The following is a 25,122-nucleotide window of genomic DNA, read 5'->3' as shown; positions in this document are numbered from 1 at the left end:
CGGTGCCGACCTCGTCGATAGCCCCGCCGCCGCGCAACGCCAGTAATCGCCCATCAAGGCCTCGCCTTGTCGGCAGTCTGCCGCGCTTCCTTCAACGCCTTTCCGTCGTATTCGAGATCCGCTCCTGGAAGCTTCAACTTCAACCCCGATGCCCGCCCAAGGAGCGCAGAAGCCAGGTAGTCGGCCGGGTGCATGTCCGCCGCCTCGTCCTTTTCGGAGCGCGAGAAGAGGTTGCGGGAGATGCTTTCGATCAGGTGATCTGGCATAGGGGCCTGTTGTTCCTGCCGCCACTCAAGCGCCGTCTCGACCACCCAGCTCGCACGATCAACGTCGAGTTCGAACTGCTTTAACTGAAACTCCGCTTCCGAGTGCCGCTCGAACCACCGATTCATCCAGCGCAGGTACCAAGTCAGTAGGCCAAGGAAAGCAACGGTCAGGCCAAGTGGCTTCAAGGCCAGGACGACCACCTCGGTTGCTCCTATGGCTTTGTCCCGTGCTGCCGCTTCCGACACCATGTGGTTGATATCTGCGCTGAAATAGTATGTAGCGGCTCCCAATACAGCTAAGCCGATCCAAGTTAATACATGAATTGGTAGTCGGAGTGTGCGAGTTCCGGCTGTTAGCCTAAAGGTTGTTGCGTGGTCTTCAATACGCTTCTTCAGGTCAGAGCGAATTTGGCGTCGAGCATGCGTGTTGTCTCGGTCATCCAACGCTTTGCGGCGCGCTTCGAGTTCGAGTTCGGAGGCTTCAAGTCGCTCCGTTCTTGACCTATGCTGTTCTTCGAGGTTTTCTCTTGCTATCCGAAATTCGTCCTCGATTTTCGCGCGCGCCTCAACCAAGCGCTCTCCGACACTTGATAAGCTGTCTTCAAGTTTGGCAAGTATCAACTGATGCGAAGATATAACGCTTTCAAAGGCTTTAGGATCATTAAACAAAAATGAAGCATGCTTTTTCTTTGCTTCGAAATGTTTATAAATAAGAGAATTAAGATTAACAATTTGATCTTGGTTGGGCCTCCAGCTGTTACTGGAGTAAGAATTTCTCCCAATGCTGATATGATCAAATGCTATATTTGGCTGTTGTTCTCTAGATCCTCTCCCAAATTTAATTGTATATTCGTTAATTATTATAGACGCAGATATGATAGAAAAATGATCTGGCCTCGCAACGGACTCTGAAATTTTAGATGATTTGTTAAACGTATAGCTAGAGTGCGATCCCAATATAGAATATTGGAAATCAGGCAACTCGAATACATCTATGACCTCAACAAAAAAGTTTATAATTTCTTTATTTGATGCCTTTGGTATTGTGAAATCTTCCAATGACATGACGCACCCCTCCAGCGAACAGAATGTTTTGTCATATTTTAACTATATGATTATGAAATTCTGATTTTCGGGCTCTTCATTTGTAGCTCCGTCTGGCATCCCGACCCATCACCCATCACAAACTCCCCAAGATCGCCCGCCGCCGCTCGTCGTGTTCCTGCTGGGTGATGACCTTGCGGTCGAGCAAATCCTTGATGGCGGCGAGACGGGATTCGATGGATGGCGTGGTGGGCGGAGTTCGGGGAGGGCCAACCGCTGCGGGATCTGGTTTTTTCGTTTCTGGAATTAAGTCATCGAACAACTCACCATCATCGACCGGCCTGCCAAACTTCGAGAAATCAAGCGGCTTCAACCCAGTGGTGTCGAGCACGGAATCGGCCCCCGGCGCACTCGCGCGAGGTGCCGGTTGATCTTCAGAGGGAAACAACACGGGAAGGAGCTTCGCTTCAGCCCGACGGGCGGGAACGTCGGCCCCTTCTGACCTGATAGACAGTTGGAGATAACCGCCCCCCAATCGGGGAACGATCACGTAGAACAGGTTGATCGGTGAGGCTCCTTTGCGGCGGCAGACGGAATAGACCCGCTTCATCCCTTTTTCGGTTCCGGTCAGCCCGGTGAGGAATTCCCCGCCGCAAACCGTTGCGTCTTCGCTGGTGATGGACGCCGCCAGTTCATCAATGGAGCGCTTTTCAGAGGCGTTGCTTACCTCAACCAGACCAAACACCCCGTCGCCCGCCCATGCGGCGTCGCCCGGTCGCCCGGCTGTTTTTTTCGCGTCATCCGCAGAGACCAAGCGAAATCCGGGAATGCCCGCCGGGGCGATTGTCCCAGCGACGGCGCTCATCGCTTCGGCGCGTCGCTCGGATGTCGTTAGAGGTTTGGGGGCCTGGGCAGTGATAAAAGTATCTGGCCCTCGGTATCTCCCCTTCAGTCTGGCGCAATCTTGCAGCGCGTCCAAGCTCTGCGATGTTCTTGTTAATAAAAACCGCCGCTCTTTTCCACCAACAGAAATCACCAGTTCACGTCCAAGTCGCAAACGCCCAATAAAATTTTCAGAGTTTGGTATTCTAAACCTTACTTGTGTTTTGCTTATAGCGGTCGCCACCGATTCGACCGGCGCGAATCCATCAATCCAGTAGGTGGTATTGAATTCAGCGGCCTCTTTCAATGACCATGCAGGGTCGGCAAGTCCAATGTCCCAGACGGAATCGTCATAGATCACGAAAAGCAACGATGTCCCGCTTTTGTAGCGGGCAGAAATGGCGCAGTGGCTGAACGCTCCATCGCGGTAGTAGGAACCGCCATCCCACCCCGCCACGGAAAAACTGTCCGCCGCAGACGCGCCCGAGACCAACAAAGCCGTGCATCCCAAGAGAAAACCAAGCTTCATCATCGCCTCCGCGCCTTACCGGCAATTCAACCCATAGCAGGGCGTCCGCTGCTGGCCGCCATAGGGGGTGGTCGGCGCTGAGGGCGTGACGTAGGGATTCACCGTCCCGGCTTGCCCCGTGTAGGGATTGATGTTCCCGCGCGTCGAATAATTGTCAAACGGGTTGTTGTTTGGCGCGGTCTGGTAATGTGGCGCGACATAGGTTCCATCACGGCGCCCATAGCCGTTGACATAAGTGTCCGCAATCGCCGCTTGGCTGAACAAAGTGGCAGCTGTGATGGCGATCCATACCCGCATCATCCCCTCCGATAACTGAAGCGCGATCCAAATCGGCTTTGTGCAACCGAAGTATGAGCGGGCGGCGATAAAAACGCATTCGTGCAATAGCGCGAATTATCCCCTTGACGAAACTCGTGCAATAGCGCGAATATGATCCCGCCAAACGCACCCCCGAGGCCACCATGCCGAACGCCCCCGACACCACCATCCTCGAAACCCTCCGCGTCGAGTGCCAAGCCACCCCCGAACGCGAGGCTTATTGGGCGGAGCGGCGGCGTCACGCCCAGCTCGCGACCCTGGAAGACCGCATGTCCGTGAACGTCGGCGCCGCCATCCTGGTCGCGGAGCCGCAGCCCACGGGCGAGGTCGCGCTGTTCATCAAGCGCGGCGACGGCACGCTCTTCTCCAAGCGCCGCCTCGCCAGCCTGCCCGAAGAGGCCTTGAACCTGATCGACGCCGCAAAGGCCGCGCATTTTGACACGCCGGATCGCGCCGACGCATGGCTGTGGGGCCGGTGGATGGATGAACTGTCCGCCACCGTCAACCGCTTGGCCGCCTGAGCTTCGCGGCCCCGCGCCGCGTCCACCCGCCCCGTGGGGCGTTTCCTCCCGAAACTTGCCGCCGGGTTCACCCCCGGCCCGGCGGCATCATTTCCAGCCCCTTACCCTCACGGGTGGGGCTTGAGGCGTTAGAGGGAACCGCGACAAGTCAGCCGGGCCGGGAAAACTGCACAGGCAGGACCAAGGCGCGGCCCGTGGTCGGCGTCGGCGCCTGAGATGGATGGCCGGTTCCCTCGCCCCATTCCAGCGAACGAGGAACCCCTCATGCGCAAGCCCAAAACGCTTTCTCAGATCCAGGCGCAGGTCGAGGCCTGGAATTCCAAGCACGGCATCGGCGCCGACGTCACCGTCCGCCTGGATGACGGTCGTCTCGTCACCACGAAAGCGGCCAGCGACGCCTATGTGCTCGGCGGCCATAGCCCGGTGCTTTTCCTGGTCGGCGTCCGGGGCTGCTACGCGCTGGACCGCGTGACGCCCGTTCAGGCCGCCGCCCGCGCCGCCTGATGGACGCCCGCCGAGAAGAGGACGCGCTGGACCTGCGTCGGCTGCGGAGCAGCATCGGCGCGGTGATCGGCGAAGCCGTGGATGTGGCCGGTCAAGACGGACGCCTCTTCCCGGCGCTGAAGCCCTCCATCGCCGCGCTGCGCGACGCCGTGGCCGATCTGGAAAGCGACATCGACGGGCTGCTCGCCGACATCGACCCGGACGCTGAATTTGAATCGCCGACCCGGCGCGCGCCGACGGCTGCGGAGTGAGGAACCATGCCCACCCCCCTGAACACCGACGTCACCGGGCGTGACGATTGGGAGGTCGTCTCCTACAGCATCGCGACCATCACCGGCTCACAACGCGTCGATGGCGTTGTCCGCCAGCATTTTGGGATTCACCGCGCTGATCCGACTTGCTGGGTTCTGACGCACCTGCCCACCGGCGCGATGCTCGGGCGCAGCGAGACGCAGTCCGCCGCCGTCCGCGTGGTCAGCCTGATCGAGGGGCTGATCGACTGGGGCTTTTCCGACATCTCCGGCCTTGCCCGGCAGGATCATCGCCCCGTCCACGCCGCGCTGTTGGGCAGCGGCCTGACCATCCCGAACGACGGACGACCGACATGGGCCTCAAGCCGCGTCCAGGGTCACGCCTGACCATGGCGACCTACACCCTGACCGAATCCGACGACAGCGCCCTCGGCACGATCATCCATCGCGACGGCAAGGCCCTGCTGATCACCGGCCTCTCGTCCGACCACCCCGAGCATCACAACCGGCTCGCCCGCTTCATCGTGGGCGTGCTGGAGAGCGCCCCGACATCGACAACGCCATCGCCGCCCTGGAAGAGGGCTGGAACGAGGAGAACCGCGCATGAAAACCCTTCTGTTCTACGACACCGAGACCACGGGTTTCCCGAACTGGGGCCTGCCCTCGGAGGATCCGGCGCAGCCGCACATCACCCAGATCGCCGCGCTGCTGACCGACGAAGCGGGCAACAAGCTGGCCAGCCTTGACCTGCTGGTGCGCCCCGACGGCTGGACCATCCCGGATGACCTCCAGGCCCTGACCGGCATCACCATGGAGCGGGCCGAACAGGGGGGGGTGGCCGAGCCGGTCGCGCTCTCCGCCTTCGCCGCTCTGTGGCGCCGGGCGTCCGTCCGCATCGCCCACAACGAGAGCTTCGACGCGCGGATCCTGCGGATCGGCCTCAAGCGGTTCGGCGGCATTTGCGACCCCGACGATTGGAAGGCTGGCCCCGCCGCCTGCACCCAAATCCTGTCCACGCCCATCGTGAAGCTGCCGCCCACGGAGAAGATGGTCGCCGCCGGGCGCGGTCGGTCGCACAAGCCGCCCAAGCTGGCCGAGGCCTACCAGTTCTTCACCGGCAAGCCGCTGTCCGGCGCGCACAACGCCATGATCGACGTCATGGGCGTCAAGGCGGTGTGGTTCGCGATCCAGGGCGACGCGGTGAAGGAACCGTCGCCCTACGCGACCTCGCTGGCGGAGGCGGTGTGAGATGAACGCCCCCACCTACGCCTCCGTCCTCGTCCGCTCTTCATCCCTGTCGGGCTACCCGGACTGCCCGCGCCGCGCCGCCACCAAGCTCTTTCCGCGCGAAATCGAAGCCGCTGGCTACACGCTGCGCAGCTTGCCGTCCAACGTCGGCGCCGCCGTCGGCACGGGCGTGCACGCCGCCGCCGCGATGATCCTCAAGGAGAAGGCCGCGAACGGCAATCTGCCGCCGCTCAACGTGGCGACCGACGCCGCCGTCGAGGAGCTGCGCAACGCCGTCAATCAAGGCATCACCTGGGACAAGGAGACGCCTGTCCTGAACGAGGCGGAATTGCAGGTCGCCCGCATGGTGCAGGTCTACCGCCATCAGGTCGCTCCCATGGTCGATCCGTTGATCGTCGAAGAGCGGCTGGAGGCGCAGGTCTCGCCCGCCATCGTCCTCACGGGCCAATCCGACGTGATCGCCCGCGAGCCGGGCCGGGTGCGCGACCTGAAGGGCGGCAAGGTCATGGGCATGCACGCCCCCCAGATCGGCAGCTACAGCCTGCTCGCCCGCTCCAACGCCATCGACGTCACCGACGCCGTGGTCGATTGGATTCCGCGCGTGCCGCTGAAGAAGCCGCAGCCGGACGCTGTGACCTACCGCTACGACGTCTCCATCGCCGAGACCGCTGCTGTGAACGTGCTGCGCCACATCGAGAGCGATCTGGCCACCTTCCGCAGCGGCGACATGGAGCGTCACCTCCTGCCCGGCGATCCCTGGGCGTTCGTCGCCAACCCGTCTTCCAAACTCTGCTCCGCAAAGTGGTGCCCCGCCCACGGGACCGACTTCTGCCGCGAGCACGCCGCCGTCGAGGAGTGAATCACACCATGGCCGCCACCGAACAACAGGAACGCCCGCCGCTCGCCTCCGCCCGCGCGCCCGAAGACATCCGCCGCGCCGGTAAACTGGTCGCCAAGCAGGCGGGCGGCGGCACCGTCGCCAGCTTCTTCAACGCCAACAAGGAGACGCTGAAGGCCCTGCTTCCGGCCCACATGACGCCCGAGCGCATGATGAAGATCGCGCTCGGCGCGCTGCGCACCACGCCCAAACTGATGGACTGCACCATCGAGAGCCTGTTCGGTTCGGTCGTCGTCTGCGCCCAGATGGGCTTGGAGCCGAACACGCCGCAGGGTCACATCTACCTGATCCCCTTCGAGAACCGTCGCAAGCAGACGACCGAGGTGCAGATCATCGTCGGCTACAAGGGCCTGATCGATCTGGCGCGCCGATCCGGCCAGATCGAAAGCCTGTCCGCTCGCGTGGTGCATGAGCGCGACGAGTTCGACATTGATTACGGCACCGCCGACCAGATCGTGCACAAGCCGTTTCTGCGCGGCGACCGGGGGAAAATCACCGGCTTCTATGCCGTCGCCAAACTGAAGGGCGGCGGGGTGCAGTTCGAATTCATGTCGGTCGCCGAAATCAACGCCGTCCGCGACGGGTCGCAGGGCTACCAAACCGCCAACCGCTACAACAAGACCAACACGCCCTGGATCAGCAACTACGAGGAGATGGGCAAGAAGACGGTCATCCGCCGTTTGACGAAATATCTGCCGAGTTCCATCGAACTGGCGAGCGCCGTCGCGCTCGACGGTCGGGCCGAGGGGGGTGAAACCCAGGGCCTCGACCGGGTGCTCGATGGCGATTTCACCGTCTTGCCCAGCGGAGAAGATGGCGAGTCCGACGAGGGTGATAGCCCCGAGGGTTCTGAGGTTGACGACGAATCCGCGCCGCAGAATCCCGCGACCACCAAGCCGAAGGCGGACCCCAAGCCCGCCGCCAAGCCCAAGCCCGAACCCAAACAGGCGCAGACCGCCACCCCCTACGATCCCGACACCGGCGTGGTGATCGAGGGCGAAACGGCGCAGGCCCAGCGCGCCGCCCCGGCGTCGCCCGCCAGCGACGACGATGACGAAGACCTTTTCGCCGCCACCTGACCACCCGCCCACCGGAGGATTCCCCCATGCAGATCAAGATCCGTGATTTCCAGGCGATCGAACGCGCCGACATCCTGCTCGGCGGGCTGGTGCTCGTCACCGGCAAGAACGCGCAGGGCAAGTCGAGCGTGCTGAAGGCGACCGCCGCCGCGCTGACCGGCCAGCTTCAGTTCGGTCTCGCCAAGAAGGACGCCAAGGCTCTCGTGCGCAACGGCGCTTCGACCGCCACCGCCTCTTTCCACCAGGGCGCCGATTCCAGCGTCATGACGCTGTGGCCGAAATGCGAGCGCTCGACCACCGGGCAACCGCTGTCCCTGTCGCCCATCGCCGCCGGGCTGGAGAGCCTGCTCGACCTGTCGGCGAAGGACCGCGCCAAGCTGTTGGGCGACCTGCTGAAGACGGCCCCCGACCGCGACGACTTCGTGTCCGCCTGCACCGACGTCAGCATCGCCGAGGAGATTGCCGTCAAGGTCTGGGACGACATCGAGGCGAAGGGGTGGGACGCCAAGGCCGCCGACATCGCCGACAAGGGCGCGCGCCTCAAGGCGCAGTGGGAAGCCGCTGCGGGGACCAAGTTCGGGGCCGAGAAGGTCAAGACATGGCGGCCCGAGGGCTGGACCGAGGATCTCGCCGACGCGTCGGCGGATGACCTGTCCGCCGAACTCAGCGAGGCCAAGCAGACGTTGGAACGCGCCGTCGCCGCCCAGGCGGTCGGACAGGCGGAACTCGACCGGCTCGCCGCCGCCTGCGCCGACATCGACGAATTGAAGGAGCGGTCCATCGAAGCGCGGACGACCGCGACCAAGCTGACCGCCGCCCACAACGAGGCTCAGCGTGAGCGCGACGCCCTGCCGCCCGCCGCCCAGGCCGCAGGACTGACCTGCCCCTGCTGCGACGCCGCCCTCCAACTGTCCCACCGCACGGGGGCCAACCAGCATCTGGTGAAGGCCGACGTGATCGGCGCCGACGAGTTGAAGCGCCGCCGCGACGCCATCGCGTCCGCCGACGGCAAACTCTCGCGGTTGAAGGGCGAGCACGACGCCGCCGAGCGGGCCGCGACCATGGCCCAGAGCGCCTATCAGGATGCCCAAAAGGCCGAACGCCAGTTGGCGGAGGCGCGGGAAAAGGCGACCAGCGGCGACGCTGGCGATGACGTCGCCACGATCCGCGCCCGCGTCGCCACCGCCGAGACGCGGCTCAAGGCGCTGACCGCCAAGGACGAGGCCGACCGCGTCGCGAAGCTGCTGACCGTCAATCTCGCCATGCAGGCGATCATGGCCCCGACCGGCCTGAAGAAGACGAAACTGGTCAAGGTGCTGGACACCTTCAACGGCGGGCCGCTGCGCTCCCTGTGCGAGGCCGCTGGCTGGCGTGATGTGCGGATCGAGGCGGACATGGGCGTCACCCACGACGGACGCCCCTACGAGCAGTTGGCCGGGCTGGGGCCGCAGCTCTCCTCCGACCAATACCGGGTTTACGCCACGCTCCAGGTGGCGCTCGCCCAGGTGCAGGGCTGCGGGATGGTCATCCTCGACGGCGCCGACGTGCTCGACCAAAAGGGCCGGGGCGGCTTGCTGAAGATGCTGCGCGTCGTCGGCATTGACGCGCTGATCGGCATGACCTTTTCCGCGCCCGACGTCGTGCCGGACCTGGAGGTGCGCGGCATGGGCCGAGCCTACTGGATCGACGGCGGCATCGCCCGCCCGCTCGGCGAGGCGCTGGCTGCAAAGAGCCGGAAGGAGGCCGCGTGATGGCCAGGGGAAGCCGCAGCAGCCTGCGCCGCCGGGAGCGGCGCACCGTGATCGAAACGAAGACGGCGGGACTCGGCGCCCGTGACGCCCTCGACATGGCCGACGCCCTCGATCTGCCGGACGGCGCGGCCTTCGCCTATGCGATGGAGGTGTCTGGCCTGGACCATGACGACTTCTTCGGCCAATTGGCGATGGGGAGGGGATGACCATGGCTGACAACGCGATGACGCACGAGCGCCGCCTTTATCGGGCCGACCCTCGCGGCATAGGTCTGTCCCGGGGCGCCTGCATGGTCTGCGGCGGTGTCGCTGACGATCTGCGCCACGACTGCGCTTTCTTCGTTCCCTCCCGCGAAACCGGCGAGGCCATCGTCGCGCTGTTCCAACAAGGCGCCAAGCTCGACTACCGCCCCTTCGAACCGCGTTGGTGTCAGGTCAAGGTTACGGCCTGCGGCATGCATCGGCACAATCTGGAATCGCTGGTGGCGGCGGTTTCCGGAGCGCGGGATCGTCTGGATGGCCCCGGCATCAGCGCAGAGATGGTCGCGGATTTCGTGACTCCCGCCGTCCCGCCCGCCTCGATCCAGGGCGAGGGCGGCGTCCCGGAGAGCTTGGAAACCCCTGAAACCCTTGAGGAGATGGGGGCGATCTTCGCGCCTTACTTCAGGAATGGAGAACGAAGCGGCCTTGTCCGCGTCCTCGACGTCAGCCCGCATTATGGCAATGAAGCCGAGCGCGAGAAAATTCGCGCGGAGATTTGCCGACGTTGGAACGGATGGAGTGCGCAGGCGGCAGAGATCGCGCGCCTGACAATTCTTGCGTCACGATCCGAATTGTCAGCAGTCGCGAAAGCCCTTGCTTGGGAAGGACCGTATCAATGCAGCCTCGCCGGTCGCGTCAAGTCGTTGGTCCACAGCAGTGAGACAAGGAAAGACAGCCTCGATCTTCTCGACCGGGTGATCGGCGCTCTTGCCGAAGAACTCGGCGTTGAGCAGGACAACGAGGCGATGCGCGAGGCTATCCAGGCGATCCGGGGCGAGCGCGACGCGGCGCTTGCCCAGGCGGCGGCGCTAACCAATGAAAACGAAGCCCTTGGCTATGACGCCGCCATGACGCGCTCCCTACGCGACCGGATGTCAGTGCTGGTCACGGAGGGCAACCAGCTTCGGCGCGTCGCAATCTGCGCCACTACACTATTCGGGTTCGGCGACATCTTCAGTCCCTCCGCTGAGCGCGGTCGTGTGGCCGAAGCCTACGAGGTCTTGTGTGATGCGGTTCGCTCCCTCTCCACGGGAGCCACATCAAACTTCATCGTCATCCCGCGCGATCAGCCGCCAGCCGCCCATTCTCCCGACGCCGTGGAGTGAACGATGGACGGATTGCTGTTCGAACTGCCGCCAACCCGATCACGGCGCACGCCCTTCCGGGAAGCGAGCAACGACGAGATCATCGTCGTGGGCTTCGCCGGGGGCGGCGGGACTTGCGAGGGCATCAAGATGGCCCTGGGTCGCAGCCCGGACGAGGCGCTGAACCATAACGAAGACGCCGTGTCGATGCACGCCGTCAACCATCCGGACACGCGGCACTGGTGCCAGAACATCTGGCAAGCGGAACCGGCGTTGGTCGCTGATGGAAGGCCCATCGGCTTTGCTTGGTTCTCGCCGGACTGCACCCACTTCAGCAAGGCCAAGGGTGGCGTCCCGCGCAAGAAGCACATCCGGGATCTCGCTTGGATCGTGGTGGCTTACGCCAAACTGCCCAAGCGCATCCGCCCGCGCGTCATCATGGTGGAGAACGTCGAGGAGTTCCTGACCTGGGGGCCGCTGCGTGACGACGGCCATCCGGACGCGGACCAGAAGGGCGAGACGTTCCGCGCCTGGGTCGCTGAACTGCGGCGTCTCGGCTATCGGGTCGAATGGCGGGTGAGTCGGGCAAGCCAGTACGGCGCGCCGACGATTCGCAAGCGCCTGGCGGTCATTGCTCGGTGCGACGGGCGTCCCATCATCTGGCCCGAGCCGTCGCATGGCGCGCCCGACGATCCGGAGGTGTTGGCCGGTCGGTTGCAGCCCTATCGCACGGCGGCCAACGACGTCATCGATTGGTCGATTCCGTGCCCTTCCATCTTTCTGACGAAGGAGGAGGCTCGCGTGCTCCGGGTCAAGCGCCCGTTGGAGGCGAACACCATGCGACGCATCTTTGCCGGACTGAAGCGTTACGTCATCGACCACGCCAAGCCTTTCATCATTCCCGTCACTCATCACGGCGGAGACAGCCGGGCGCACGCGATCAACGAACCGTTGCGCACTGTGACCACGGCCAACGGCGGGGAATTCGCGGTGGTCGCGCCCTATCTCGCGACGATGCGGAACGCCGAGAAACCGTTCAACGGCGCTGACCAGCCCACCCACACCGTCACCGCCGCCGGGGCAGGCCTCACCCTGGTGGTCCCTTGGATGGTGCAGCAGAACACCGGCGTCGTCGGTCATCATGTCGATGGCCCAACCTCCACCATCCTCAACACCGGGTCGCACCAGATGTTGGCGGCGGCCAGCCTGATGAAGCTGTACGGCACCTGCCGGGATGGCCTGCACCCTGACCAGCCCATGCCGACCGTGACGGCGGGCGGCGGGCATGTCGCCGAGATCCGCGCCTTCCTGACGAAATACTACGGCGAGGGCGGCCAGGATCAGGACTGCCGGGGGCCTCTGCACACCATCCCGACCAAGGCCCGGTTCGGCTTGGTTACTGTGCACGGAGATCCCTATCAGATCGTGGACATCGGCATGCGAATGCTGACGCCGCGCGAACTGTTCCGAGCGCAGGGCTTTCCCAACAGCTACATCATCGACTGCGGACATGACGGTCGATCCTTCAGCAAGGCCGCGCAGATCGGGATGTGCGGGAACAGCGTCTCGCCGCCGTGGGCCGCCGCCCACATCGCCGCGAACGTCCCGGAGATGGCCCGCGCCGACACGGCGTTCCTTCCAACCCAAGCGGCGGAGTGACTCATGGTCGCCTACAGCTTCAAAAAGAGATTCGCTCCTCCGATCCTCCTGGGGCTGAAACCCGGCCCGTTGCTGCCGGGGGCGAAGCGCCAGACCATTCGCGCGAATCGCAAGCGTCACGCTCGGCCAACGGAGGAACTCCAGCTCTATACAGGGATGCGCACCAGTTCGTGCCAGTTGCTGGGGAAACCGACCTGCACCGCAGTGCGGCCCGTCCGGCTGATGCTCGGTCAGGCCGAACTGGTCGAGATCAAGGGCGAGCCGAACATCACCGACGCCAAGGGCCTGGACCTGTTCGCCCGTTTCGACGGATTTCAGGATTGGGCGGACCTACGCGACTTCTGGGCTGAGACGCACGAGGCTGTGCTCGACTTCTCCGGCGTCCTGATCCGGTGGGAGCCGAAATGTGATGGGCTGGTGCAGCCCCTGGAGGAGTGCGGAACGCAGGAAGAGGGAGAGGGGGAAGGGAATGGCTAAGAGGTCTCCGGCACAGGTCGTGCCGCTCCACACAGTTCAGGTTCCTCAGACGATCATCAACAACCACGAGCCGGAAGCCTACACAATCGATGAGTTCTGTGCCGCGCACCGAATCGGCAAGCCCGCGCTTTACGCTTTGGTGTCCGCTGGAAAAGCGCCAAAGATCATGCGCTTCGGCCTCAGCGATGTCCGCATCAGCCGGGAAGCCGCCAAGGAATGGCGTGAGGGGATGGCGGCGGAATGGACGATTTCGGAAGGGAAGTCGTCTGTGGCCAGGGCCAAGGCGGCGAACCGGGGTTAAGCCCCCGGTTTTCGCAGCGGCGTCACGGTGGGGGCCGCCACGATCCCGAATGTTGGCGCCTTCTCGCGGATCAGCTTTGCCTTATAGCTTTCCGCCAGATGGCCGTAATGCTTCTCGACCATTCGCGTATCGGCGTGCCCAAGATTGTCGGCCACCACCATCAGCGGCACCCCATTCATGACGGCCAGCGATGCCCATGTGTGCCTCAAGATGTGGAATGTCACCTCAGACCCCAGTTTGGCGCGCGCTGCCGCCTCCTGCATCGGTCGGATGTGGTATGCCTTGTCCCACCGATGCCCGTCTGCGCGCGTGAAGATCGGATCCTCTGGCGCCTTCCCAGCGGTCATTGCCACGAACAGCCGCGCCCCCTCGTCGGTCAGCACGACGTGGCGCGGCTTCCCCGACTTGCTTTCGCGGATATGCACTGTCGAGTTGTCGGGGTTGAAATCTTGCGCCAGCATCGCGGCCAGTTCTCCACGCCGGGCGCCTGTGACCAGCGCGGCTTGCACGAGCAAGCGCAGATCGAAGTCGCAGGCGTTGACCAGCCGGGTCGCCTCGGCGATGGACAGGTAACGGATGCGGGCGTGATCGACGCCCTCGAACGGCTGCACGCGCCTCCACGTTTCGTCTGACGCGATGTCGCCATGACGCCATGCGTGGTTGAGTGCGGCTTTCAGAATCGTCAGCGTTCGATTGGCGGTGGACCGGCGGCGGCGGATGGCGTCAGGCGTGTCCGGGGCCGCAGCCGTGCGCTGTTCCACCCCGATCTTCGTGCGCAGCCGCCGCCCAGTCGCCGCAATCCCGTCGCGCCATTCCGCCAACAGACGCGGCGTCAGGTCGGCGCACAGTTTGTCGCCGAGCATCGGCAGGATGAGGGCATCCGCACGGAGGCGTGTGTCCGCTGCTGATTTTGTGTGCGTGTCGGCCCAGCGCAGATATTCCGTCACGGCGTCGCGGACCGTGAATGGCGCTTTCGGCTCCGGTTCGGCCTCGGCGGGGCGGCGCGCGATGGCAACCGTCTTGCGCGCCAGATCCACGGCTTGCTGATAGGAGAGCGTGCCGCGACCATCTGCGTCGTGCTCATCGTCAGACCGACCGATGGTTTGCGTCTTGTAGTCGCTGGCGTTGGTGCCCCAGCGCACCACCCAAGCTCCAGCGCCCGCCGATTTCCGATAGCCGATGTGGAGGCCGGTTTCGATTGATCGCCAATAGGGCTTTGGTTGCGGCTTGAGCTTTGCCCGCACAGCGCGCGTGTCCAGGCGTGTTTCGGAAACAGGACGCGGCATGGCGACTCCGGTTTTGGCGACCGCATGATAAGCAGCCGCGACGCGAAGTCCATAGCGCGGTTTGCGCTGGTTTGCTGTCAGTTCTCTGTGGTTTTTCGCACCATAGTGGACACATAGTGGACATTGCTCCGTGTCCACTATCCACTATATCGCCCAACCTATTGAAAAGATTGGCGTCCCCAAGGGGATTCGAACCCCTGTTACCGCCGTGAGAGGGCGGTGTCCTAGGCCTCTAGACGATGGGGACATCGTGGCGGCGTGGGCGGGTTTTTAGCGGCCCACGCCGGTTCGATCAAGCTTTTTCTTGGCTCGCCGCGACGATTTCCAAAAAGGCGTCCACCGCCGCCGCCGGGGTGTCGAAGGCCGTCACCAGACGGACCAGGGCGTCGTCCCAGCGGTAGAACTGGAAACCCGCCGTTTCCAGCGCCGTGATGGTCGTCTCGGGCAGGCGGACGAACAGCTCGTTGGCTTCCACCGGATAGGCGATCTCGACGCCGGGGCGGTCGCGCAGGCCAGCGGCCAGGCGGTCGGCCATGGCGTTGGCGTGGCGGGCCAGACGCAGCCACAGATCATCGGTCAACCACGCGTCCAACTGCGCCGACAGGAAGCGGGTCTTCGACACCAGATGGCCGCCGCGCTTGCGGGCGAAGCCGAAATCCTCGGCCATCGCCGGGTTGAAGAAGACCACCGCCTCCGCCGCCAGACAGCCGCCCTTGGTGCCGCCCAGCGTCAGCACGTCCACGCCCGCCCGCCAAGTGATGTCCGCCGGGGCGCAGCCCAGACGGGCCACGGCGTTGGCGAAGCGCGCGCCGTCCATGTGCACGGCGACGCCGTTGGAATGAGCGGCTTCGACCAGCGCCTCGACCTCCGCCGGGGTGTAGAGTGTTCCGGCCTCCGTCGCTTGGGTCAGGCTGAGCGCCGCCGGTTGCACCTTGTGGACGACGCCGACGCCCGCGCGGGTGATGGCGCGGGTGACGGCGGCGGGGGTCAGCTTGCCGTTGGCGCCGGGCAGCGGAACCAGCTTGGCCCCGCCGGTGTAGAATTCCGGCGCGCCGCACTCGTCCACCATGATGTGGGCGTCGTCGTGGCAATAGACCGCGCCATAGGCCGGGACCAGCGCCGACAGGGCCAGGGCGTTGGCCGCCGTGCCGGTGGCGACCGGGAAGACGGCGACGTTGGTCTCGAAGATCGCCGACAGGCGTTCGGTGACGCGCGCGGTCAGCGGATCGGCGCCATAGGGGGAAGCGGAGCCGATGGACGCGGTGGCGAGCGCGCTGACCACCTCCGGCGCGGCGCCCGCCACATTGTCGCTGCGGAAATCATGCATGGGTGCGGATCCAATCGGTGTATCAGGGGGCGGGCGTACCGGCGCGCCGGATGGGGTCAGGGCGCGGCCTTGCCGGCGGAGATGGTGGCGGTGACGGCGCCGTTGCGCGGGTCCACCACATAGAGCCGGTCCAACCCCTGCGGCAGCGTCACCTTGAGCAGGACGCGGTTGCCGAGGACCAGCGTCTCGGCGATGCGCGACCCGACGGGAACGTCCAGCGTGACGTCGATTGGATCGCGGCTCGACGGCGTCGCGCGTTCGGAATCGATGGCTTGGGCGGCGGCGCGGTTGGGGTCCGACATCCGCTTGTACAGCTCCACGCCAAGAACGGCGAAGCCCGCGATGATGAGAACGCCCATAATGACGACGAGTGCCTTGAGGATCTGCACGGTTTGGGGTCCACTCCCGACGATGCGACTGCGTGATGATGAATTGACACTGGAACATGGCCGACCGATGCCCGAGTCCCCCCACAGCCAACCGATCCCCAGCCCAGCCGCCGACGACGCCCGCGCGCCGCGCGTCTGCACGATACCCGTCGATGGCGGCGGAGAGCGGCTGGACAAGGCGTTGGCCGCCGGATTGTCGGACCTCTCGCGCTCGCGCGTGCAGGCCCTGTTGGAGCAGGGCCATGTCCGCGAAGCGGGGCGAACGATAACGGACGCGTCCCTGCGGGTCAAACCCGGCCAAACTTTCGACGTTTTTATCCCCGAGGCTGAGCCTGCCGAACCAGAGGCCCAGGACATCCCCCTGGCCGTGGTGTTCGAGGACGAGGATGTGCTGGTGATCGACAAGCCCGCCGGTCTGGTGGTTCATCCCGCCGCCGGCAACCCCGACAACACGCTGGTGAACGCGCTGCTGGGCCATTGCGGCGACAGCCTGTCGGGCATCGGCGGGGTGAAGCGGCCCGGCATCGTCCACCGGCTGGACAAGGACACCAGCGGTCTGATGGTGGTGGCCAAGAACGACCGGGCGCATCACGGGCTGACCGAACAATTCACCGACCGCTCGTTGAGCCGCACCTATCACGCGCTGGTCTGGGGGGTTCCCAGCCCGCGCCAGGGCCGGATCGAGGGGGCCATCGGGCGCAGCACCGCCGACCGCAAGAAGATGGCGGTGGTCGAGCATGGCGGCAAACACGCCGCCACCCGCTACCGCGTGCTGAAATCCTTCGGGATGGGGGCGGCGCTGGTCGAATGCGTGTTGGAAACCGGGCGCACCCATCAAATTCGCGTGCACATGGCCCACATCGGCCACCCGCTGGTCGGCGATCAACTGTATGGCCGGGGCCGCTCCGGTCGTCCGGGCGGCAAGCACGCCTCAAACCTGCCGGACGCGGCGCGCGGGGCGCTGGTCGGCTTTCCCCGTCAGGCGTTGCACGCGGTCGGCTTGACCTTCAAACACCCGGGCAACGCCGAGATTATGAGCTTCAGCGCGCCAACGCCCAAGGATTTCGATGAACTGCTTGTCATCTTACAAGCACTTTAAATTAATTCGGCCCCCTCGGTTTCTTGGTTTAGAGTCGCGCAATGGTTTCGGGGCTTTGCCCCACGCCGCCTTCGGGCGGAACGGTTGTGGAAGAAAGGTTTTTTGTCATGGCGTCAGCGTCCAGTGTTCCAGCCATCGGCGCGGAGAGCAGCCTCACCCGCTATCTCCAGGAAATTCGCAAATTTCCGATGCTGGAGCCGGAAAAGGAATACATGCTGGCCAAAAGCTGGCAGCAGCATGAGGATTCCGGGGCGGCTCACCAACTCGTCACCAGCCATCTGCGGTTGGTGGCCAAAATCGCCATGGGCTATCGCGGCTATGGCCTGCCGCTCTCCGAACTGATTTCGGAGGGCAACGTCGGCATGATGCAGGCGGTCAAGCGTTTCGATCCGGAGCGGGGCTTCCGTCTGGCGACTTACGCCATGTGGTGGATCCGCGCCGCCATCCAGGAATACATCCTGCACAGTTGGTCGCTGGTGAAAATGGGCACCACGGCGGCGCAGAAGAAGCTGTTCTTCAACCTGCGCCGTCTGAAGGGCCAGATGCAGGCGATTGAAGAGGGCGATCTGTCGGCGGAGCAGGTGAACGCCATCGCCACCAAGCTGGAGGTGCCGGAGCAGGACGTCATCAACATGAACCGCCGTCTGGCCAGCCCCGACCATTCGCTGAACGCGCCTTTGCGGATTGATGGCGAGGGGGAATGGCAGGATTGGTTGGTCGATGAGTCCGACAACCAGGAAATCACCCTGGCCGACAGCGAGGAGTTGAGCAAGCGCCGCAAGCTTTTGCTCGGCGCCATGGAGCATTTGAACGAGCGTGAGCGCGACATCCTGATGGAACGCCGCCTGCGGGAAGCGCCGACGACGCTGGAGGATCTCTCGCAAAAATACGGGATCAGCCGTGAGCGGGTCCGCCAGATCGAGGTGCGGGCGTTCGAGAAGCTGCAAAAGGCGATCAAGAACGCGGCCATCGACCAGAAGTTGGCCTTCTAGAGCGCTGAAAGGAACGGATGGCGGTGACGGTCAAGCTGGATCGGCATGAAAAGGGCATTCTGGCCGCGTTGCAGGACAACGCCCGCCTGACCATGCAGGAGCTTGGCGAGGCGGTCGGGCTGTCGGCGTCGCCCTGCTGGCGCCGGGTGCGGTCGATGGAGGAGATCGGCGTCATCCGCCGCTACACCGTCCATCTCGACCCGCGCAAGCTGGGGCTGGCTGAATGCGTCTTCGCCCACGTCACCTTGGAGCGGCACAAGGAAAACGCCGTCGATCAGTTTGAAACCGCCATCGCGGCGATGCCCGAAGTGCTGGAATGCTTCGCCGTGACCGGGGAGGCCGATTATTTGCTGCGCATCGTCGTGCCGTCCACCCAGGATTACGGGCGCTTTCTCAGCGAACGGATTTTCGCGATTCCGGCGGTCGCGCATGTGAAGTCCAGCGTGACCTTGAAAGAGGTCAAATTCGAGACGCGCCTGCCGCTGACGCATCTGGAGTGATCCGGGTCGTGTTCGGAGCCAAGCCTCACAGCGCCGCCGCCAGCGCGGGCGCCAGATCCCCGGCGCCAACCACCGTCACCCGCTCCAACCCCAGCCAACTGGCCAACCGCCGCAACTCCACCGCCAGCGCCTCGGCGGTTGGGCCGGGGGCGGCGTCGGGTTCGGCGTGGACGGCTTGCGCCAGCAACGCGCCAGCTTTGCGGTCGGCCTTCAGATCGACCCGCGCGGCGATGCGGTCCCCCATCAGGAAGGGCAGCACGTAATAGCCATGCTCGCGCTTGGCGGCGGGGGTGTAAATCTCCAGACGGAAGCGCAGGCCGAACAGCCGTTCGGTGCGCTGCCGCTCCCAGATCAGCGAATCGAAGGGAGACAGCAGGGCGTTGGCCGCAACCTTGCGCGGGCGGCGGGCGTCCGGGGAGAGATAGGCGGACTGGTCCCAACCCTCCACCGCCACCGGCAGCAATTCCCCCGCTTCGACCAGTTCGGCGATGCGCGCCTTGGCGTCGGCGGTGGGCAGGCGGTGATAGTCGCGCAAGTCGCGTTCGGTCGCCACGCCATGGGCGCGGGCGGCGATGCGCAGCAAGGCGCGCTGCGCCTCCTCCGGTTCCGGCGTCGGGGTGGCCAGCACGGCGGCGGGCAACACCCGTTCGGGCAGGTCGTAGAGCCGCTCAAAGCCGCGCCGGGCGGCGGTGGTGACGCGGCCCGACCAGAACAGGAATTCCAGCGCCCGTTTGCCGTCGCTCCACCCCCACCAGCCTCCGGCCCCGCGCCCGGCCTCGGTCAACTCCGAGGCGCCAAGCGGGCCGCGCGCCGTAATCTCCGCCAGCACTTGGGCGATGTAGGCTCGCTTTTCCTGGGCGAAGCGGACCAAGCCGCTGTAGGTCCCCTCGCCCCGCTCCGCCCGCGCCATGCGCCAGCGGAACAGCGGCTGTTGCGCCACCGGGATCAGCGACGCCTCATGCCCCCAATATTCAAACAAGGCCCGCCGTTTGCCGTCATAGGCCAGTCGGTCGAGCAAACCGGCGTCATAGGCCCCCAACCGGGAGAACAGCGGCAGATAGTGGGAGCGCACCAGCACATTGACCGAATCGATCTGCACCAGCCCCAGCCGGTCGATCATTCGGCGAGCGTGGCGCGCCTCCACCGCGTCGGCGTGGACGGAGGGCGCCGCGCCGAATCCCTGGGCGGCGATGGCGATGCGGCGGGCGTCGCGGAGGGACAGCGTGGCGGAAGAGGACATGAGGCGAAGCGCGAGCAAGGGGACGGGAGGCGCGATGATACACGCGGCGGTCCCGACAGGCGCGCGCTTATCAGTGATGCGGCAGCGGAACGCGCGAGCGGGTGACGTGTTCGTCGCAACGCAGGGTCGGCAGGGTGCTGTGACAGAGTTTTTCGATCAGGTGGGTCAGGCGCGACGGGACCAGCGGTTTGACCAGATAGCCGTTGGCTCCGGCCTTCATCGCCGCCATCACCAGCGTTTCGTCGGCGTGGGCGGTCAGCATGATGATCGGCATGGTCGTGGCGTTGACGATGGGCGTCATCTTGCTGCGGATGGCCTTGACGAACTGAATGCCGCTCATCCCGTCCATCACGATGTCGCAGATCACCAGATCGTAAAAGCTGGCGTGGAGCTGCCGCAGCGCGTCTTCGCCGCTGGCGGCGGGGGCGACGTCGGCGATGCCGTAGGACACCAGGATTTTCCGCAGCAGATCACGGGTGAATTTGTTGTCGTCAACGATCAGGATCGACAAGCCATGGTGATCGCGGGGAGAGGCGTTGTCGATCGCCATGATTGCGCCTCATTGCCAGACAAGCCGTTGGCCGCAATGGTGAAGGCAAAATGTGAAGGCAATCTTGAAGAAGGTCACAAAATTTCTAGGGGTTTCCACTGACGGCATAATGGCATGAGCAAACAATCCGCAGGTTAATTTCAGCGGCGAATTGAATCAATATTTATAGAATTTTACGATGTTTTGATTCAATCAATCCATGTTTAAGCATGACGCGAATCATCCATGCTTGTGACACCGCAGGGTTGGCAAGGTGCTGCGGCAGAGCTTGGCGACCAGCGCCATCAGCCGTTTGGGAATCAGCGGTTTGACCAAATAACCGTTGGCTCCGGCCTTCAGCGAGGCCATCACGAGTTTTTCATCGGCGTGTGCCGTCAGCATGATGATGGGCAGCGTTTCGGCGTTGGCGGCGGGAACGGTTTTGCAGCGCAGGGATTTGACGAACTGAATGCCGTTCATCCCGTCCATGACGATGTCGCAGATCACCAGATCGAACAGGCTGGCGTGCAGTTGGCGCAAGGCGTCCTCGCCGCTGGCGGCGGCGGTGATGTCGGAAACTCCAAAGGACACCAGGATCTTGCGCAACAAGTCGCGGGTGAATTTGTTGTCGTCGATAATGAGAACCGAAAGCCCCCGGTGGTCGCGGGCTAAAATATCTTCAATCGTCATAGAGTGACTCTGAGGGGGAAGATTGCGTGTCTGTCGTATTTAATAATGCACAGTGATTTATTAAAAAATGACCCGGAATCATGAGGGCGGCGATAAGGGTTATCTCTGAGTTAAAAACAACATTTCAATTGTGTGTATAGGCGACTAAGGCGGGGATAACGCTCGATATCCTGCTTTGAGTGCTTTTTATGGCAAAAAGCACTCGATAAAATCGTCCCGTTGGCGGCGGCTTCCGGTCACGCCGCGCCGCTGCCCAGCACCGCCGCCGGGCGGCGCAGCACCGGATCGAAGGGGTTCAATTGGCGCCGCACCCCGGCGGCCTCGCGTTTGAGGATGTCCACCACCACCGGCAAACGTTCCTCGTTCAGCCGTTCGGTGATGGTGCCGACGCTGAGCGCGGCGACGGCGTGGCCTTCGCGGTCCAACACCGGCACGGCGACGCCCGACATGCCGGGCAACAGGCCGGTGGAGCGGCTGGCGTAGCCCAGATCCCGCACCCGCGCGATTTCGGTGCGCAAATACACCTCGTCCAACACGCCGACGCCCTGCATGCGCGGCAGGTTGAAACGGATGACCTCCTCCCGCTCCTCGTCCGGCAGGAAGGCGAGGATGGCGAGGCTGCCCTGGCCCACCCCCAGCGTCACCCGCCCGCCGATGTCGCCGGTGAAGGAGCGGATGGGAAACGGCCCCTCGCTGCGGTCCAGGCACACGGCGTCGAAGCCGCTGCGCACCAGCAGGAAAATGGTGTCGCGCAAGGTGGCCGACAGGCGCAGCATGATCGGGCGGCAGATGTCGCGCAGATTGTTCGGGTTGCCCGCCCGCGCCGCCATGGTGAACAGGTCGATGCCCAGCCGGTAGCGCTTGGTCGTCTTGTCCGATTCCACCATGCCCTCCTCGACCAGCGTCTTCAGGATGCGGTGGACGGTGGGCGGGGTCAGGCCCAGATCGCGGGCGATGTCGGTCAGCCGCGCCCCGGATTCGTTGCTGTCGGCGAGCAGGCGCAAAATGGCGACGCCACGTTGCAAGCTGGATTTCGCGCCCGCGTCGTCACTGGTCATCGGTTGATCCTGTCCAAAGGCATGATGGCGATTCCGGGTCACTTATTCCGCATATCGGAAACTTTCTCAAATAGTTTTCTCTCTGTGGAAAAGCCCGTTGACGCCAAACGGTCACACACGGAACCATCCGTACCAACAGGTGAGGCTCAACCGACCAAGAGGGAGTAACCCCGGTGTCGTTCCTCGAATTGAGAGACATTACGAAACGCTACGGCACCCTGAACGCGGTCAGCGACGTGACGCTGTCGGTGGAAAAGGGTGAATTCGTCTCCCTGCTGGGGCCGTCGGGCTGCGGCAAGACGACGACGCTCCAGATGATCGCGGGCTTTGTCGAAGCGACGTCCGGCTCCATCCGGCTCGATGGCCGCGACATCACCCACGCCAAGGCGAATTCGCGCGGGCTGGGCATCGTGTTCCAAAGCTACGCGCTGTTCCCGCACATGACGGTGTTCGACAACGTCAGCTTTGGCCTGGAAATGCAGCGCGTGCCCAAGGCCGAACGCAAAGACCGCGTGGACGAGGCGCTGGGGCTGGTGCATCTGTCGCCCTACGCCGGGCGCTACCCGCGCGAATTGTCGGGCGGCCAGCGCCAGCGCGTCGCCCTGGCCCGCGCCATCGTCATCCGCCCGCCGGTGCTGCTGCTGGACGAGCCGCTGTCCAACCTGGACGCCAAGCTGCGCGAAGCCATGCAGTTCGAGCTGCGCGACATCCAGCGCAAGGTCGGCACCACCACGGTGATGGTCACGCACGATCAAGCCGAAGCCTTTTCCATCAGCGACCGCGTGGTGGTGATGGAGGCCGGGCGCATCACCCAGATCGACCAGCCTTATCGCATCTACGAACACCCGGAAACGGAGTTCATTTCGCGCTTCGTCGGCAAGACCAACCTGCTGCCGGGAACGGTCCAGGCGATCAACGGTCTCGCCGCCTCGGTGTCGCTGGCCGGAATTCCGGTGGAGATCGACGCCGGGGGTTTGGTCAGCGGCGAGACGGTGACTCTGTGCGTCCGGCCCGAAAAGCTGCGGTTGATCGCGGCTGGGCAGGGGCGCTTGCCGGGCCGGGTGGCCGAACGCTATTTCCTGGGCAGCCAGTGGCTCTACCACATCGACGGGCCGCTTGGCACGCTGATGGCGGTGACGCCGAACGACGGTTCCGCGCCGCTGGAAACCGGGGTTCCGGTCGGTGTCGATTGGAACCCGTCGGTCGTCCGCGTCCACCGGGGCCGTCTGGCCGAAGCGCCGGACCCGACGCTGGAGGCGCAGTGATGAGCGCCGCCGCCCCGCGTTTTCCAACGCCGCTGATCCTGTCGGCCCCCGCCGCCCTGCTGTTCGCCGCGCTGATCCTGACGCCGCTGGTCCTGACCGCGCTGTTGTCCTTCAACGAGTTCGAGCACGCGACCGGGCGGACCCACGGCTTCACGCTGGACCATTATCTGGCGGTGCTGACCGACAGCTATTATCTGGAAATCTTCCTGCGCACCTTCCGCGTGGCCGCCCTGGCGACCGCGATCTGCGTGGTGATCGGCGTGCCGGAGGCCTACATCCTCAGCCGGATGGGCAACCCGTGGCGTTCGGTGTTTCTGCTGGTGGTGTTGGCCCCGCTGCTGGTCTCCGTCGTCGTCCGCGCCTTTGGCTGGAGCATGCTGCTGGGGCCGGAGGGGCCGATCAACGCGGCGCTGATGGCGCTGGGCTTTGGCCGGATGCGGCTGTTGTACAGCGAAGGGACGGTGATCGTCGCGCTGGTGCATGTGATGCTGCCCTTCATGGTCATCCCGGTCTGGACCTCGCTGCAAAAGCTGGATCCGGCGGTGGAGCAGGCGGCGCTGTCCTTTGGCGCGTCGCGCGGGACGGCGATCCTTCGGGTGGTCGCCCCGCAGATTCTGCCGGGCATCCTGTCGGGCAGCCTGATCGTGTTTGGCCTCAGCGCCAGCGCCTTCGCCATTCCCGGGCTGTTGGGCGGGCGGCGGCTGAAGATGGTCGCGACCATCGTCTATGACCAGTATCTCAGCGATCTCAACTGGCCGATGGGGGCGGCGGTCGCCGTGTTGCTGCTGGCCGCCAATCTCATCGTCATGCTGACCTACCACCGCGTCGTGGAAGGTCACTACCGCCGCCGACTGGGGTGAGGCCATCATGACCCGCAACGGACCCTTGGCCCTGATCTTTCACACGCTGGTCGTCCTGTTCATGCTGGCGCCGCTGGTGATCGTCTGTCTGGTCGCCTTCACCCCGGAAAACACGCTGTCGCTGCCGACGCGCGGATTCTCGCTGCGCTGGTTCCAGGCGGTGTTCCATCACCCGGACTTCGTGCAATCCTTTTGGAACAGCCTGTGGCTGGCCTTGCTGTCGGCGACGCTGGCGGTGGCGCTGGCGGTTCCGGCGGCCTTGGCGATCACCCGCTGGGAGTTTCGCGGGCGCGGCTTTCTCAACACGCTGTTCCTGTCGCCGCTCATCATCCCGCATCTGGTGCTGGGCGTGGCGATGCTGCGGCTGTTCGCGCTGGTCGGGGCGACGGGTAGCTTCGGCTGGCTGGTGGCGGCGCACATCGTCATCGTCACCCCCTATGTCATGCGCCTGCTGATCGCCGCCATCACCGGCTTTGACCGCAGCGTGGAGCAGGCGGCCTATTCGCTGGGGGCGAGCGAGGCGACGGTGTTCCGCCGAATCACCCTGCCGATGATCCTGCCCGGCGTCACCGGCGGCTGGCTGATCGCCTTCATCAACAGCTTCGACGAGCTGACCATGTCCATCTTCATCACCTCGCCGTCCACGGTGACGCTGCCGGTGCGGATGTACATGTACGCCACCGAATCCATCGACCCGATGATGGCGGCGGTGTCGGCGATCATCGTGGGAATCACGGCGGTGGCGGTTCTGCTGCTTGACCGCGTCTATGGCCTGGACCGGATCCTCGTCGGTCAGCACTGACCGGCGAATCCC

The 25,122-nt window shown here is 64.4% G+C and carries 29 protein-coding genes and 1 tRNA gene; 19 read left to right on the top strand and 11 right to left on the bottom strand.

The features are described from left to right. Positions 1-53: 53 nt before the first annotated feature. The 3 genes from D3877_RS29395 to D3877_RS11835 form a co-directional block, all read right to left on the bottom strand. Positions 54-1,331, bottom strand: coding sequence for an AAA family ATPase (locus D3877_RS29395; protein WP_147395172.1), 1,278 nt, complete (start codon positions 1,329-1,331; stop codon positions 54-56). A gap of 115 nt (positions 1,332-1,446) precedes the next feature. Beyond that, positions 1,447-2,724 (bottom strand): hypothetical protein, encoded by a 1,278-nt coding sequence (locus D3877_RS29390; RefSeq protein ID WP_147395171.1) that lies wholly within the window; start codon positions 2,722-2,724, stop codon positions 1,447-1,449. Between the two features lie 12 nt (positions 2,725-2,736). After that, positions 2,737-3,021, bottom strand: coding sequence for a hypothetical protein (locus D3877_RS11835; RefSeq protein WP_199720782.1), 285 nt, complete (start codon positions 3,019-3,021; stop codon positions 2,737-2,739). A 161-nt stretch (positions 3,022-3,182) separates the two neighbouring features. Here D3877_RS11835 and D3877_RS11830 point away from each other — a divergent pair, with 161 nt between their 5' ends. The 13 genes from D3877_RS11830 (at position 3,183) to D3877_RS11770 (ending at position 13,073) form a co-directional block, all read left to right on the top strand. Next, positions 3,183-3,560: a hypothetical protein gene (locus D3877_RS11830; protein ID WP_119831012.1), complete on the top strand. Its 378-nt coding sequence runs from the start codon at positions 3,183-3,185 to the stop codon at positions 3,558-3,560. A 264-nt stretch (positions 3,561-3,824) separates the two neighbouring features. Then, positions 3,825-4,064: a hypothetical protein gene (locus D3877_RS11825; RefSeq protein ID WP_119831011.1), complete on the top strand. Its 240-nt coding sequence runs from the start codon at positions 3,825-3,827 to the stop codon at positions 4,062-4,064. Further along, a complete protein-coding gene (locus D3877_RS11820; protein WP_119831010.1) occupies positions 4,064-4,315 on the top strand; it encodes a hypothetical protein in 252 nt (83 codons plus the stop codon). The genes D3877_RS11825 and D3877_RS11820 overlap by 1 nt, the downstream gene beginning before the upstream one ends. A gap of 6 nt (positions 4,316-4,321) precedes the next feature. Continuing rightward, positions 4,322-4,702 carry a hypothetical protein gene (locus D3877_RS11815; RefSeq protein WP_119831009.1) on the top strand — a complete coding sequence of 127 codons (381 nt, stop codon included), beginning with the start codon at positions 4,322-4,324 and terminating at the stop codon, positions 4,700-4,702. A 216-nt stretch (positions 4,703-4,918) separates the two neighbouring features. Beyond that, on the top strand, positions 4,919-5,563 hold the full coding sequence (locus D3877_RS11810; RefSeq protein WP_119831008.1) for a 3'-5' exonuclease: 645 nt from the start codon (positions 4,919-4,921) through the stop codon (positions 5,561-5,563). Position 5,564: 1 nt separating this feature from the next. Further along, the gene (locus tag D3877_RS11805; protein ID WP_119831007.1) at positions 5,565-6,422 is read left to right on the top strand and encodes a hypothetical protein; all 858 of its coding nucleotides are present in this window, start codon (positions 5,565-5,567) and stop codon (positions 6,420-6,422) included. A gap of 8 nt (positions 6,423-6,430) precedes the next feature. Next, positions 6,431-7,540 carry a recombinase RecT gene (locus tag D3877_RS11800; RefSeq protein WP_119831006.1) on the top strand — a complete coding sequence of 370 codons (1,110 nt, stop codon included), beginning with the start codon at positions 6,431-6,433 and terminating at the stop codon, positions 7,538-7,540. A 26-nt stretch (positions 7,541-7,566) separates the two neighbouring features. After that, positions 7,567-9,291 (top strand): hypothetical protein, encoded by a 1,725-nt coding sequence (locus D3877_RS11795; protein ID WP_119831005.1) that lies wholly within the window; start codon positions 7,567-7,569, stop codon positions 9,289-9,291. After that, entirely contained in the window at positions 9,291-9,497 is a 207-nt protein-coding gene (locus D3877_RS11790; protein ID WP_119831004.1) for a hypothetical protein, read from the top strand. The genes D3877_RS11795 and D3877_RS11790 overlap by 1 nt, the downstream gene beginning before the upstream one ends. Positions 9,498-9,499: 2 nt before the next feature. Further along, entirely contained in the window at positions 9,500-10,657 is a 1,158-nt protein-coding gene (locus D3877_RS11785) for a hypothetical protein (RefSeq protein ID WP_147395170.1), read from the top strand. A gap of 3 nt (positions 10,658-10,660) precedes the next feature. Beyond that, a complete protein-coding gene (locus D3877_RS11780) occupies positions 10,661-12,295 on the top strand; it encodes a DNA cytosine methyltransferase (protein ID WP_119831002.1) in 1,635 nt (544 codons plus the stop codon). A gap of 3 nt (positions 12,296-12,298) precedes the next feature. Next, positions 12,299-12,772 carry a hypothetical protein gene (locus tag D3877_RS11775; protein WP_199720781.1) on the top strand — a complete coding sequence of 158 codons (474 nt, stop codon included), beginning with the start codon at positions 12,299-12,301 and terminating at the stop codon, positions 12,770-12,772. Beyond that, positions 12,765-13,073, top strand: coding sequence for a hypothetical protein (locus D3877_RS11770; protein WP_119831001.1), 309 nt, complete (start codon positions 12,765-12,767; stop codon positions 13,071-13,073). Before D3877_RS11775 ends, D3877_RS11770 begins: the two co-directional genes overlap by 8 nt. Here D3877_RS11770 and D3877_RS11765 read toward each other — a convergent pair. The 4 genes from D3877_RS11765 to D3877_RS11750 form a co-directional block, all read right to left on the bottom strand. Further along, positions 13,070-14,359 (bottom strand): tyrosine-type recombinase/integrase, encoded by a 1,290-nt coding sequence (locus tag D3877_RS11765; protein WP_119831000.1) that lies wholly within the window; start codon positions 14,357-14,359, stop codon positions 13,070-13,072. The genes D3877_RS11770 and D3877_RS11765 overlap by 4 nt on opposite strands. Positions 14,360-14,530: 171 nt before the next feature. After that, positions 14,531-14,606 (bottom strand) — tRNA-Glu (locus D3877_RS11760). Between the two features lie 45 nt (positions 14,607-14,651). Then, positions 14,652-15,686, bottom strand: a complete 1,035-nt coding sequence (locus tag D3877_RS11755; protein WP_119830999.1) for a threonine aldolase family protein — start codon at positions 15,684-15,686, stop codon at positions 14,652-14,654. Between the two features lie 56 nt (positions 15,687-15,742). Next, positions 15,743-16,075, bottom strand: coding sequence for a hypothetical protein (locus D3877_RS11750; RefSeq protein WP_119830998.1), 333 nt, complete (start codon positions 16,073-16,075; stop codon positions 15,743-15,745). Positions 16,076-16,142: 67 nt separating this feature from the next. On the opposite strand from D3877_RS11750, the gene D3877_RS11745 reads away from it, so the two are divergent. The 3 genes from D3877_RS11745 (at position 16,143) to D3877_RS11735 (ending at position 18,666) form a co-directional block, all read left to right on the top strand. Further along, a complete protein-coding gene (locus tag D3877_RS11745; RefSeq protein ID WP_119830997.1) occupies positions 16,143-17,174 on the top strand; it encodes an RluA family pseudouridine synthase in 1,032 nt (343 codons plus the stop codon). 107 nt (positions 17,175-17,281) lie between these two features. Next, a complete protein-coding gene (gene rpoH, locus D3877_RS11740; RefSeq protein ID WP_119830996.1) occupies positions 17,282-18,166 on the top strand; it encodes an RNA polymerase sigma factor RpoH in 885 nt (294 codons plus the stop codon). Between the two features lie 17 nt (positions 18,167-18,183). Further along, positions 18,184-18,666: an Lrp/AsnC family transcriptional regulator gene (locus D3877_RS11735; protein WP_119830995.1), complete on the top strand. Its 483-nt coding sequence runs from the start codon at positions 18,184-18,186 to the stop codon at positions 18,664-18,666. Between the two features lie 25 nt (positions 18,667-18,691). Here D3877_RS11735 and D3877_RS11730 read toward each other — a convergent pair whose 3' ends face one another. The 4 genes from D3877_RS11730 to D3877_RS11715 all read right to left on the bottom strand — a co-directional run bounded on the left by D3877_RS11730 (position 18,692) and on the right by D3877_RS11715 (position 22,183). Beyond that, a complete protein-coding gene (locus D3877_RS11730) occupies positions 18,692-19,906 on the bottom strand; it encodes a winged helix-turn-helix domain-containing protein (RefSeq protein ID WP_119830994.1) in 1,215 nt (404 codons plus the stop codon). Positions 19,907-19,976: 70 nt separating this feature from the next. Continuing rightward, positions 19,977-20,456, bottom strand: coding sequence for a response regulator (locus D3877_RS11725; protein ID WP_119830993.1), 480 nt, complete (start codon positions 20,454-20,456; stop codon positions 19,977-19,979). A gap of 219 nt (positions 20,457-20,675) precedes the next feature. Next, complete coding sequence (locus tag D3877_RS11720; protein WP_119830992.1) at positions 20,676-21,125, bottom strand: response regulator; 450 nt, start codon at positions 21,123-21,125, stop codon at positions 20,676-20,678. Positions 21,126-21,361: 236 nt separating this feature from the next. After that, complete coding sequence (locus D3877_RS11715; RefSeq protein ID WP_119830991.1) at positions 21,362-22,183, bottom strand: IclR family transcriptional regulator; 822 nt, start codon at positions 22,181-22,183, stop codon at positions 21,362-21,364. A gap of 173 nt (positions 22,184-22,356) precedes the next feature. Here D3877_RS11715 and D3877_RS11710 point away from each other — a divergent pair, with 173 nt between their 5' ends. From D3877_RS11710 to D3877_RS11700, 3 genes are read left to right on the top strand one after another with little or no spacing between them, the layout of a single operon-like run. Then, positions 22,357-23,448 (top strand): ABC transporter ATP-binding protein, encoded by a 1,092-nt coding sequence (locus tag D3877_RS11710; protein ID WP_119830990.1) that lies wholly within the window; start codon positions 22,357-22,359, stop codon positions 23,446-23,448. After that, positions 23,448-24,308: an ABC transporter permease gene (locus D3877_RS11705; protein ID WP_119830989.1), complete on the top strand. Its 861-nt coding sequence runs from the start codon at positions 23,448-23,450 to the stop codon at positions 24,306-24,308. The genes D3877_RS11710 and D3877_RS11705 overlap by 1 nt, the downstream gene beginning before the upstream one ends. A 7-nt stretch (positions 24,309-24,315) precedes the next feature. Further along, entirely contained in the window at positions 24,316-25,110 is a 795-nt protein-coding gene (locus tag D3877_RS11700; protein WP_119830988.1) for an ABC transporter permease, read from the top strand. The last annotated feature ends 12 nt before the right edge of the window (positions 25,111-25,122 follow it).

The sequence above is a fragment of the Azospirillum cavernae genome, from assembly GCF_003590795.1.
GTDB lineage: Bacteria > Pseudomonadota > Alphaproteobacteria > Azospirillales > Azospirillaceae > Azospirillum > Azospirillum cavernae.
Note: the sequence above shows the minus strand (reverse complement) of the source record. Positions and strands in the feature narration are given on the sequence as shown.